Origin of the sequence: Vibrio agarilyticus (assembly GCF_012641465.1) — a bacterium.
GTDB classification, from domain to species: Bacteria; Pseudomonadota; Gammaproteobacteria; order Enterobacterales; family Vibrionaceae; genus Vibrio; species Vibrio agarilyticus.
The window spans coordinates 102,087-114,393 of record NZ_JABAIK010000013.1; the positions used below are offsets into that span (position 1 = coordinate 102,087).

Annotated in this window: 10 protein-coding genes and 1 pseudogene; 9 read left to right on the forward strand and 2 right to left on the reverse strand. The window is 41.3% G+C overall.

Going from position 1 to position 12,307, the window contains the following annotated elements; genetic code table 11:
- The first annotated feature begins 76 nt into the window (after positions 1–76).
- From HGP28_RS13620 to HGP28_RS13645, 6 genes are all read left to right on the forward strand, one after another.
- On the forward strand, positions 77–1,402 hold the full coding sequence (locus HGP28_RS13620) for a site-specific integrase (RefSeq protein WP_168837020.1): 1,326 nt from the start codon (positions 77–79) through the stop codon (positions 1,400–1,402).
- Positions 1,392–3,044, forward strand: a complete 1,653-nt coding sequence (locus tag HGP28_RS19235) for a hypothetical protein (protein WP_168837021.1) — start codon at positions 1,392–1,394, stop codon at positions 3,042–3,044. The genes HGP28_RS13620 and HGP28_RS19235 overlap by 11 nt, the downstream gene beginning before the upstream one ends.
- The gene (locus HGP28_RS13630) at positions 3,041–5,353 is read left to right on the forward strand and encodes a hypothetical protein (RefSeq protein ID WP_168837022.1); all 2,313 of its coding nucleotides are present in this window, start codon (positions 3,041–3,043) and stop codon (positions 5,351–5,353) included. Before HGP28_RS19235 ends, HGP28_RS13630 begins: the two co-directional genes overlap by 4 nt.
- Positions 5,354–5,363: 10 nt before the next feature.
- Entirely contained in the window at positions 5,364–5,783 is a 420-nt protein-coding gene (locus tag HGP28_RS13635; protein WP_168837023.1) for a hypothetical protein, read from the forward strand.
- A gap of 358 nt (positions 5,784–6,141) precedes the next feature.
- Positions 6,142–6,885: a helix-hairpin-helix domain-containing protein gene (locus HGP28_RS13640; RefSeq protein WP_168837024.1), complete on the forward strand. Its 744-nt coding sequence runs from the start codon at positions 6,142–6,144 to the stop codon at positions 6,883–6,885.
- A gap of 23 nt (positions 6,886–6,908) precedes the next feature.
- Complete coding sequence (locus HGP28_RS13645) at positions 6,909–8,054, forward strand: hypothetical protein (RefSeq protein ID WP_168837025.1); 1,146 nt, start codon at positions 6,909–6,911, stop codon at positions 8,052–8,054.
- A 142-nt stretch (positions 8,055–8,196) separates the two neighbouring features.
- On the opposite strand, the gene HGP28_RS13650 is transcribed toward HGP28_RS13645, so the two are convergent.
- The gene (locus tag HGP28_RS13650; RefSeq protein ID WP_168837026.1) at positions 8,197–8,514 is read right to left on the reverse strand and encodes a helix-turn-helix domain-containing protein; all 318 of its coding nucleotides are present in this window, start codon (positions 8,512–8,514) and stop codon (positions 8,197–8,199) included.
- A 103-nt stretch (positions 8,515–8,617) separates the two neighbouring features.
- Between HGP28_RS13650 and HGP28_RS13655 the strand changes: the two genes are divergently transcribed.
- Together HGP28_RS13655 and HGP28_RS13660 are read left to right on the forward strand one after the other, a co-directional pair.
- Complete coding sequence (locus HGP28_RS13655) at positions 8,618–9,142, forward strand: VspR family transcription factor (protein ID WP_168837027.1); 525 nt, start codon at positions 8,618–8,620, stop codon at positions 9,140–9,142.
- The gene (locus HGP28_RS13660; RefSeq protein WP_168837028.1) at positions 9,136–10,503 is read left to right on the forward strand and encodes a DEAD/DEAH box helicase; all 1,368 of its coding nucleotides are present in this window, start codon (positions 9,136–9,138) and stop codon (positions 10,501–10,503) included. The genes HGP28_RS13655 and HGP28_RS13660 overlap by 7 nt, the downstream gene beginning before the upstream one ends.
- A gap of 214 nt (positions 10,504–10,717) precedes the next feature.
- Here HGP28_RS13660 and HGP28_RS13665 read toward each other — a convergent pair whose 3' ends face one another.
- Positions 10,718–11,335 carry a hypothetical protein gene (locus HGP28_RS13665; protein WP_168837029.1) on the reverse strand — a complete coding sequence of 206 codons (618 nt, stop codon included), beginning with the start codon at positions 11,333–11,335 and terminating at the stop codon, positions 10,718–10,720.
- Between the two features lie 339 nt (positions 11,336–11,674).
- On the opposite strand from HGP28_RS13665, the pseudogene HGP28_RS13670 reads away from it, so the two are divergent.
- Positions 11,675–12,276: pseudogene (locus HGP28_RS13670) on the forward strand (IS4 family transposase); the annotation flags it as partial.
- Positions 12,277–12,307: the final 31 nt, after the last annotated feature.

Consider the following 12,307-nt stretch of genomic DNA (forward strand, 5'->3'; position numbering starts at 1 on the left):
GAGCCATTTTTGTACTTTACAAAATCACCAGGTGTAACTATGTTGGATTAATATGTAACCAACTTGTGATTTTGTAATGAATGAATTAAGTGAAAATGTTGCAGTAAAAATCTATAAAGATACCGGTGGGTACAGCTTTCCCCTCATTGTAAGATCTGGTGTATTTCCCGCTTGCTTGTACCTTAATGCTTATCTTAACGGAAACCATAACTCCCCACTTTCGGCAAAAAAGAATAAAGCAAGCACTCAAGCTCCAGCTTTTCATACACTAAAAAAATACGCCTATGAGCTGAAATTTTTATACTGTTATTTTATCGAGCAAGGTATCGATCTTGTTGAGCGTGTCAGCTCTGGTGAATTTCTTTCAAGGCAAGAGGTCGATGATTTTGTTAGATCGTGCAAGCTTTATGCTAATGAAGGCACTATTGATGAAAGTAATATCGTAGCAATTTCTGACAAGCGCATAAGAGATGCCATCCATGCAACTTCACATAGCCAACCAAAAGTTTCCGCACACACATTACGTCAGCGCTTAATTCGACTGAGGGCTTATATCGAATACTTGTTTGTTTGCCACCACTATGATCAAGAGCCAACTAATACTCAAGCCAGAGTGGACGACCAATTCAATAAGTTTAAGTTATACATCAACACGTTTATTGGCGGCACACGTAAAAATAACACCATAGTTAAAGATGCATTTGAGTCGGTAATACCTTCAGATAAGTTCTTTTATTTGCTTGATATCATCAAAGAGAGTTCACCTGCGAACCCATTTAAATCCAGCAAATTAAGAAACCAACTCATCATGCAAATTCTAATTAACACAGGAGTTCGCGTTGGTGCGGTTTTAAAGCTAAAAGTCAGTGACTTGATTGACGATTGGGATAATCCTCGCTTCCTATTGACCAGAACTCCCAATGATCCGACTGATCCAAGGTTAGAACGCCCATCAAATAAAACCAAAGCGCTATCGGTTTCTATTTCCTCAGAGTTAATGAAGCTTATCAAGCTCTACATACAAACTGTGCGAGCAGAAAATACAACCACCCGTGAACATGACTTTGTGTTCATCTCAGAAAAAGGGGCAACATCAGGGCAACCGCTCACGTATAAATCCATTCACAAAATCGTAGATAAACTTGGTGAGGCATTAGGTATCAAGCTCCACCCTCACAAACTTCGTCATAAGTGGAATGAAGTTTTTGAAGATAAGGCGAGAGAGCATGGGTTAACGCCTGAAAAAATTGAAGATTTACGCAAATATGCAATGGGCTGGGTTGAAGACTCGAAAATGGCGTCCGTATATAACGAATATCAATTGGCGGTCACTGTGGCTGATATTTCCGCTAAAACCCAATCTAAAGCTGTTCCGAGGTTAGGAGGTGATCATGAGTCATAACCATATCACAACGTTAAAAAAGGATTACGATGGGCAGCGCATATTCAATGCAAGAGAAGATGGTTACTCGTTTGATGTGCTTTCAGATACGTGGGAGCTTGGTTATAAATCCTATTTATATCTAAATTGGCTGAATGAACTAAATATTGATACAAATACCTATCTGGATTTAAGGTTAGCAATAGCTCATGCAGCAAAGCATTACAGTTATAACTCTCTATACAGCCACGTTAGCACCCTCAAATCCATTGTAAAATATCTCGACATTTACGATTTTCAGGCGTGGTGGCTCACACTAGATACTTACAAGAAAAATGTCAGAGATAGCTTATACGCCCTATGCCACCCAAGAAATGGTTATACCTGTCATACTCTCCAACCGTTATATGACACAGTTAAAGATGAAAATTTAAAGCGCCAAGATGTAATGAAAGGCATTCTTGATCCAAAAACTGGTGCTTACAGTGAAGTTGAGCACGACAATATTCTTGAAAGCTTAAGAATTGAAACACAGCAAGTATTAGAGGTTGAAATACTATCGCAAAACAAGTTTACCGCACTACGGAATGTCATAGCCAGTCAGTTACTTCTCGCCCTGATAAGACGACCAATTCAGCTTGTGCAACTTAAATGGTGTGATGTATTACCTGTAGGGGAAACCTTTTTATCTCATAAAGAATCAAACCTTAACTGGAAACCCGTTACTCAACACTTGTTCTCAGATGTGGAGCAATTGCACGTTCGCACCTTTAAAGGCAAGGATGGACAATTTCGCGGTGATGCGGAATCACGCTCACACCGCCTAGAGTCAGACTTTTCTCGACTGCTTTTGCGTTACTATCAGGTTTATGAACACTACCTTTTACATTCGCTTTCAACGCAATATATTTCATTAGGTGAAGATGAAACTAAAGAACTCATGAGACGCCTACCTGTATTGCCTGACCAAAGCTTATTTAGCTCTAGTTTTGAATCTAAAGCAGAACTGTTTATCTCCATCAGTGATACCTCAAAAGCCTATCATATGAATTCGGTCACCCTTGGAGCGAATATACGTTATTTATTCGAAAACAAACTCAAGCCAAACAGCGATAGATGTCCAAACGATTCTTTGCGACTTGGTAACAATCGCTGGCGACACACCATTCTCACCCAAGGTGCAAAATATGGGTTAAGCCCTGCCCACCTTGCTGCCATAACAGGCGTCACCATTGAAGCGATTACTCCCTATCTTGATTTGAAAACCTCAGAGCGAATAAAAATTGATGAGGCGTATGCTGGGAACCATATCATCAAGCGATTTGATAGCCTGTCGGTAAAAGAGTTGCAAACGCACGATGATTTCAAAGTAAAAAGCAGGTTTGATGAAGAAATTGGCCATAAACTCAATCCTGCTAACTGTTCCAGTTGTCAGTCAAAAGGCGGTGCGCCTATGGCCTGTTATCCCTGTGACAACTTTAGGCCTCTAGAAACGGCAAACCATCAACAATATCTTGATAAAGCGGAAAGAAAACTGGTGATAAATAGTCAATCAGCACACCCTGCTACAGTGAAACGCCTCAAGAAAATCATTCTATACATCAAGGCGACCATAGCCATTTGTGAAGAAAGAAAAACGGCTAAGCTTGGAGATGAAAAATGAACACGCTCAACCGTTACATAACCAATCAACACGCTTATATCGCCGAAAGGAAAAAACAGCCGTTACTTGGTTTTACCACACCATCAGGAAAGCAAGCAACGTGGGGGGACATTGCTGTTACCTTTACCAGCAACAAAGGGATCCCTATTAACCTCCTTTTTAATAACGATAATCAACCCCACGCTAAGATTAACTCAACTTTTTCCGATAAAGACAGGCTCGATGAACATACGCACCATCTACTCTTTGCCTTTGCTCTTGATGTGCTGAAAGAAAATATTTCTAACACTAGGAAGAAAGATAAAGTCACTGCAGCAAGAAAAATTCTTATTGCTCTTAATGAAAATATCGCTTCTTCCAGTCTGGATGAGATTCAAAACACCATCGATGAAATGAACTATATCCAGACTCTTTCTGCATTTTTTGAGTGGCTAAATGCCCATAAGATGCTTCCAGCGAGTATGACTCCGAACTTAACCAAGGCGGTAAACTCAACAAGAGCCAAAAGCGGTGATGACGCTATCGAGGCTGAAAACAGTAAACTGCCTGATGAAAAGGCGTTATTGGCACTCGGGGCGATCTTTTATGATGCCATCCCGCCTTATCAAGACATCAAGAATAAAAATTCTTGGGCTGCTCTCATCCATCCAACAACGAGTCAACTCGATAGTTATGTTTGCACCATGTCAGCACTTGCGATGTCGTCCCCCAATCGAGCGGCAGCAGAGCAAGTGTTACTAACCAAGCAACGAGTGAAAGCCCATAATGAAACGGTCGATAACGACATTAATACTGTCTACTACCTTAATTGGCGTGGGTCCAAAGGATATAAAGACTATCAGAATCATATCAATGCTGAAATGGCCGAAAGCCTAGACCGAGCATTACACTATACCGCTCTTGTAACTGAGCCAGCGAGAGTATTAGCAAGGTTTTATCAAAACCCAAACCTAAGTTTAAAAAAGGTGTTAGGTGAGTTTAAGCCAAGTGCCAAAAACCTAGATGCACTCAAACCCAACGACAGTAAACCGACCAACCTGATCCAGCTTGGTTTTTTATTGGGCTTTTATGATGGCAGCGATGGCTATGCCCGTGTTACGTTCGATACCAAGGGTGCGATTGATACCACAAAAAATAAAGGTTTCCCTTTATTTATCAAACACATCACCAAGCTGCTGCCATTCGATAAACTAGAAATTAAAAGCCAATGTCCTTATCCACCCCTACTTGTTGGCGCTGCTGTCAGCGGAAAATCCCAATTGAGTAAATATTTCAATGGTCAAACAGAAATGACGGTTGCAGAATTTCAAAACCATTACATTACAATTAATCAACAAGCTATGTCAGGATACAATAAAGTTAAGACCAAGCGTGTCAATTATGAGCAGGCTTTATTTACTTATACAGAAAAACAATTAAGCACTCGGCAAGCCTCTCACTTCCTGTTAGTTCCCATCGAATCTTTAGGTTCTCTTTTTGACAGAAACATCAAAAAACGCAAAGACAGTTACGCTACCATCTTTGAGCGGCATAGTTTCTCAACAGGTTTCGCAATCACCCCTCACCAATTCAGGCATTGGCAAAATAACTACCTAGCCAATAAGGGTTTGCCCCACTTACTCATAACGATGCTGTCTGGCCGTAAAAACCCTGAGCAAACACTCACCTATATCCACACGACTGATGCCCAAAATGCCTCAGTGATCAGTGATATTTTATATGAAAAAGAAACCGAGGAAGAAGTACAAGATAAGGTTGGCAAACGCCTACAGAGTAAAGCTCAATACGATGATGCCACCGATAACTTAAGCCCAACTTTTGTCAGTGAGGTCGGCTTTTGCACCCAAGATTTAACGTTAACCCCTTGCACTTACATGACGGAATTTGAAACACAATGCACACTCTGTTCATCCTCATGCCATATTGCGCATGATAAAGATGCGATTGAACTGCTAAATAAGGATTTAACAATCCAGAAACACAACCTAAAGCAAGTTCAGGAGGCCATTAACTTTGCAACCAGCAAAGGAATGCAGCAATGGTATGAAACCCACTACCAAAATACTTGTATGCTCAAGAGTCTTATTGAAGTGCTATCAGACGACTCCATCAAAGAAGGGGCTATTGTTCGTTTTTTGACTCGTTCAAATGTCATGCGAGTTACAGATTTAGAAACCAAGACAGTAACAGAACGTAAGCTATCGCTACCAGATGCGAAAGAATCTCTTCAAGCGGCTCTTGCTGCAACAACCCAAACAAATAACGACTCCGCTAAAGATAACTTTTTAGGCTTTTTGGGATCAGTATAGGGAAATACACATGGCAACTAAATCATTAGACACTGATCAACAAATCTCCATTCAAGCGTTAATTAGAAGTTGGGAAGGAAAGCTGACTTGGGATTTATTAGTCACGAAAATTGACTCTAGCCTTGCGATCACTACGACGCGGCAAACACTTGATAAATATCTCAATATAAAAAATGAATACAAAGATAGAAAACGCTCACTCAAAGGGCAAACTGTTTCCGCTGACAATACTGAGCTACTTACCTATCTACAAAAAGATATTGATTTAGCAGAAAAAATCATTCAGCTAGAAGCGGAATTAAAAGTGGCAAAAGATGAAATCGGTTATCTACAAGCGTTTATTCAAAAAATCGCCAATATCGGTCAAAGCGATCCAAATGTAATGACTATTTTTCAAAGAGCGATGCGGAGTATCGAGGACAGTAAATAAAGAACTAAACGCAACTCTTTGTATTTTTGATCTAATTGAGGGCTTAAAATGGCAAGTGGTCAGCAGAAAGCGCAGAATAGTCGATAGAGCATGGCTCTATACGGCAATTACAAGAGCAGAAAGCGAAATTCATATCGTTGGAAGTAGTGATGACATGAGGCAGATCACCGAGGCACCTAGTCACTCTCATAAGCGGAATAGCTACCTGAAAGAACTATTGAGTTAGCAATTTCAAACTCGTTAATGCCCCATTCCAAGCTAGAACTGTTCTGTACCTCATCACGAAAAGAGGTTGTTTGACCTATTTTTTCTTATGCATGTAATCTATCTGCACTCAGCAAACGATAAGGATTGATTAATGGGAATCTTTGACATTATCTTTGGTAAAAGAAAATCTATAGAGCAAGTTAAAAACGATGAAACTAACAAAGTTTCATCAGAGGTAAAGCAAGCCCCTAAGCAATATAAAACATTAGCCTCACAGAATGCAGACTTAATAGAGGGAATGCAGTTTCATGCAACATGCCAACTGCGCACTCCTATAGCTGTATTAGAAAGGCATGGAGAAGTCTATTTAGGTGAAGGTGAGCCTCCAAAATATGGCAGTCCTCAAGATGGAGTATGGATTGCAAAGTTAGATAGTGCTTATGACTTTCTTGCCGAAAGCAGGACTTGTTCGTCAGATGCAGGGGAAGTAAAAGCTGAAGAATATATAGCTTATGCTATCGGGCTTCTGCGTATTTTTGAATCAGATAAAACCATTTCAGAAAAAATGGCTGAAGCAGTGTCTTATGCTGAAAATAGCGAAGAAAAAAAACAGATAGAACAAGGTATTTTGAAATGTTATAGGGAGTCAAGCATCGTTGATGTGATGGTCCGTTATATCACGGAATCAGAACGTTTTGAATACTATCTAGATAAGCCTGAAAAACTTACTCTTGTAAACGGCGTTAACGATAAAATTGCATCCTCTTTAAAAGAGTCAGGCATCCAAACAATCAAAGAGCTCTCGTACCTTACAGAAGATGACTTGATTAACATCAAGGGTATTGGAAGAGTAAGAGCACAGGAAATCTTAGCACAGTTTAGTCGAGTGCTTTGAACGTCTACGAATATGAGTTACTTATGACAAAAAATTGGCCCCCATGTGGGAGAATTGTACACCTTGCAGGTGGTCTGACTGCCCAAGTCGAACCTATGAGTGACCAAGTTATCTTGTGGCCCCAAAGTACCGATGGCAAGGAGGTCCAAATATCGATCCCGACTTTTGGACGATTATATTATGCGCTGGAGAAATACGACTTTTGTATTGTTGGTGTTGAGTTTATAACTGATCAAAGTGAGTATTTAGGAGAGGCTCCTACACAGTTTCGAGGTTATGCTAAACAGCAGAAAATCTGGCCAAATTGGGATGCATTTCAGTTATGGCGCAGCCTAGCACTTTCTTCTTTTGAGGCCAAAGATGGACTTGGTTACGACTTATCAAATCGTATTTCATATCAATTAAATGCCCTCAACGATAAGCTTAAGAATCTATCAATTAAGTATCGAGATCAGCTTAATGCAATTGTCTTAAAGAATGACTTTATCGATGGACAAAGATTCCATGATGGCTTTACCAATCTCGTGTATCAAGAGTTCCATTCATTCCTGTTTGAAGCAGGAATATTAAGAGATTACCTGTGCGAGTATGTTTACAATTTTTCTTCAACCGCTGGTTTAAAATTGACGCATAAGAACTCTGAAAAAATAAAAGAGATTACAACTGCAAACGGTTTGCTGAAAGCGTTAAATAATGTCCCTGAACTGTCAGAGTTGGAAGAGCAACTTAAGGTAAGTATGGCACCTGATGGGTGGTTATTCGAGCTAGGAATATACAGGGATCTCGTTATGCATACTGCTCCCATTAGCATTGCCAGCCATCATTTGTATGCTATTCAAATTGTGCACGAGTTTCCTGATGGAAAGCAGCTTCCCTCGGTAAGGTTTCCTCTACCAGATAACATTGAATCGGTCTACAAAGATCGGTGTCGTAGAGGGGACTTTCGCAAGTACATTGAACAGTTTGATGCTTTATGTGAAAAGTCGCTTGATGAATATGGGAAATATGATTGCCTAGAATATGCAAACAAAATACATGGTTTGCTATCTAATTTAGCCCTTTCAGTTGGGGGATTGTCTCCAAATGAACCCAAACGAATGGTATTTACTAAAACTCATGAAGGTAAAAATGCTGGGACTAAGTTTATAGGAACAACTGATGAATTTTAGACGGCTGACTTCTCAAGTTTAACTAAAATAAACAAATGATTCAGAGTGAGTGTCCTAAAACACTTTTGTCCAAAAGTGATTTGGTTGGAATCTTCTGTGGCGGTCTGAAGAACTGTTACTAAATTTAATTTAATCAACATCGTCATTCTTCAGAAGGAAGACTGGCGATGATCTCGGCTATTCTCTTCTTCTGGTCGGCAGAGAGTTTTGAGATTGCAATGGCGAGTTCTGCCGACACCTCATCCTCACAAAAAAAGTAATTCAGTGGTACCTCAAGCGCATCAGCGATGAGTTTCAAAGTTTGTACATCTGGCGTGTGGCGTCCCTTCTCGTATTGGTTCATTCTCGCACTCGCCGTACTCTCATCCATGCCTATGAGAATACCCAAGGCTTTTTGGGATAAGCTTGCTTGCTTGCGGGCCTCTTTGAGGCGCTGCGGAAATGGGTTTTGGAATGGCACGTAGTCATCATATTGGTAGTCTTTGTCAAACTAAGATTTTCTTAGTTTTGCTGATTTGCGTATACTAAGCAATCCTTAGTTTTAACGGTTGTTTGAGTTATCAATGAGACGAACTAGAAAAGTTGATGCACTAATGCACAAGCTATTGATTGAAAAAAGAATGGATGGTTTTTCAGTCGTCGAATTACGTGATGCATCTCTGCCTTACGTTGATCAAAGCTGTGATTTGGTTGAGCTGCGTTTGCGGCTCTATCGACAATTATTGCGCTTTGAACGCAACAATTGGCTGAGAGTTGAAGGCTCACGTACCAATAAACGCTATTTTCAAACGGAGTCGCTACATGCCAATGAGTTTGTACCGAAACCCGCGTCTGTCGAAGTCATTGAGGCAAAAAGCCCCACTTGGTCGGTATTAGCCAGTGAGCGGAATGAGTCGCGTGGTGAATTGGAGATAGCACTTGGTGAAGTGGGTGAATACCAGTTATTAATTCAACGCTTCCCTGAACTTGAACCAAAACTTGCTCTGTTGCTGAATCAAGCCAGAGAGCGTTCTGCGCAGTTGCTAGGTAAGGTGAATGTGTTGACGACGGTCCTTGATACGATCGCGCGTGAGCAAAAGGCATGTTGAGGGTTTGGCAACAAGAATGCGCCACAGCGGCCGTCAATAAATATCTCAGTGGTGAACGTCATTTCTTCTGTCAGGCAACGCCAGGAGCGGGGAAAACAGTGCTTGCTGCGACCATTGCATCAAGGCTTCTTGAGCTGAATTTTGTTGATCTCGTTCTTTGTTTTTCTCCATCACGAACTATCGCGGATGGGATGAAAACAACCTTTTCAACAATATTAGGTCGACCATTAAGTGGCGCACTAGGTTCGGTAGGTCAATCAATGACCTACCAATCACTGCAGTTTATTAATGATGAATTCTTGCTCGAGCTCAGTCGTTACAGGGTCTTTGCTGTTTTTGATGAGATTCATCATTGTGCTGGCTCAGAAATCGGTGACGGCAATGTGTGGGGTAAACAAGTTCTAGCGAAGATTCAGAAAGTTGCGTCCTATACTCTCGCATTATCAGGTACACCGTGGCGTTCCGATGCCTTACCAATCGTAATGGCCAATTACACCAATGAACCTGGCACCCTGCGAGTAGATTACCAATACACTTTAAAACAGGCTGTTATCGATAACGTGTGTCGATCACCGAAAATTGTATTGGTTGATAGCAATCAACTGTCGGTAGTTGGCAAAGAGTCCTCTCAATCATTCACCTCCATCGCAGAAATGTTGAAGCGAACAGATAATTCATACCAGCATGTCATCCACAACCAGGAAGCGATGATACATTTGCTCAAACTGGCCTGTGAAAAGCTGAATCACTTGAGAATACATAACCCAGATGCAGCAGGTCTTGTGGTCGCCACCTCTGTCGAACATGCTTTACAAATCGAGCAGCTACTGATCAGTGAGTTTGGACAATCGACGATTATTGTCACGTACAAACATGAGCAGCCATTAGCGGAAATTGAACGATTTAGAAGTAGCAATCAGCAGTGGATCGTCAGTGTCGGGATGATTAGCGAAGGTACAGATATTCCAAGGCTTCAAGTTTGCTGCCATTTAAGCGCTATAAAAACGGAACTGTACTTCCGGCAAGTGCTTGGCCGAGTGCTACGCGCTAATGGTACTACGCCGCAAGAAGCTTGGCTGTTCACGTTTGCTGAGCAAAACTTAGTCGAGTTTGCAGAGCGACTTGAGCAGGATATTCCCGATTCATGTGTGATGGTGAAGCTTGAGAAGAACTGTGATACGGAGGATTTTCAGGTTTTGCGTAATTGGATCTGCGGGAATGCAATTGGTGAAAATGATCCAACAGGCATTGTTGATTGGAGAGTAGGTAGTAGCGATTTAGTGTCGAAGCAAGCTGGTAAACATTCCGATGAACTCTCACTTCAAGCGTTCAAGCAACGTGTTATATCTGCGTTTGGTTAGACTGTGTGATGTTTGTATAGCCTATCTATAGCCCCAGACATATAGCGAGCGCTATAACCATGTCGAGATTTATTTGGGCAACAAGCTGTTGCCCTATTGCTAAGCATCTTGTTTCGTGAATTGTTTTTGCCCCAAAACGTTCTAGTAAATTGGTGTCTCGCGATTGCGCATGCAATCAAGCCCACTCAATACGAATAGGCTTTGTTATTTATACTTACTTAATAGCTTTAAGTTCTTTTGCTCGTTGCTTCTCAAGGTCAGCAATCATTACATCGTATTTATCATTGATTGCTTTCTTAGCCGCTACTACATCAGCAGATTCACCGATTGATAGACCGCAGTTTTTCACCATCTTATTTAGTGAAGCTGTCGAACCAGATAAGCTGAATGTCTCCATCACATCAACTGAACCTAGATTGCCAATCTTAACGTGTAGTTTGCTACCTGATTTAAGCTCACTGAACAACTCAGAAGGGACATTATGAATCAGACCACCACGATATGAATTGCTGTAGTTACGCCCTTTTAATTTGTATACCTTACCCTTATCAACACGGAGTTGAACATCAGTGATTGAATTTGGTGTTGCTATAGCTTCATCACCGTCATACATCAATTCAATAGTCTTAGCTGAATCAGACCCATCACGTAAACGGCATTCCCAACCGAACTGCTGATAGTTGTTATGCCCTGATGACTTAACTGATGTGTACTCACTGAATACCTTGGTATCAGTCATGTCATCAGTCCAGTTGTTAGAACGGAATGCTGCATCAGCAGCAAATGAAACTGATGTTGATAGGATTGCTAGTGCTACTAATGTCTTTTTCATTTGTTTGGTCTCTTACAGGTAGTTGTATTGATCTTTGTCAACGTCATTGTTTGGGTACACGGCAGAGGAATACACAGAAAATGCCTAACATAGCGTTTAAGTAGGTTCCTCAGGGGCAAAGGCAACGACGCGGCGAGCCGCTGTCCTTTGCCCCTTAACGCGGTGTTGGTATGACCCGAATTCAAACTCATTTTTGTCCAGAACTTTCACAGATGGCACTTCGTAACTCAGAATTGCCCCATTCCTTGTTTCGACAGATTTAACACATAAATCCCAAGGCTTAATTTGTCATATTATTTCTAATCTAACTATGAGACCCAATTCGGTGTGCCATTACATTGGCAGTGGAACAAAACCTTCTACCCTCAAGCAACAGACAAACCAACATTTTTAGGGGAAAGCCAACTCGCTAAACGCTCGCCACTCAAGTGCTTTGCTTACCTATACAAGAGTCACCCCAAAGGCAGAAAGCCCATAGGCACAGTCGAACCTGCCAGAAACACTCTGCGGGAAAAGTGTTCAATAAAGGAGCGAAAGAACCTTGGCTTTTGGTCACCAACATCCCCAATCATGTGCTTAATGGTATTAAGATTACCCGTTTGTACGCTAAAAGAATGCAAATTGAAGAGTCATTCCGAGATCTAAAAAGTCCAGCCTATGGGTTGGCACTGCGCCATAACCGAACTCGCTGCACCAAACGCATTGATATCTTACTGCTTATGGCATTGATGGCCGAAATTATCATGTGGTGGAATGGCTTAATCACCATGCAAGCAAAATGGCACTATGACTTCCAAGCCAATACCATCAAGCATCGTTGTGTTTTATCAATCCCAAGGTTAGGAAAAGAGGCTCGAAGTCATCGACGATACCGGATCAAAGAATCCCAATATCACTGGGCTGTAATGACCCAGCCGAAATTGGACAACTTAAGCCGCTAATTCATACGCTTTAGCGGGCGTTTTCATATTC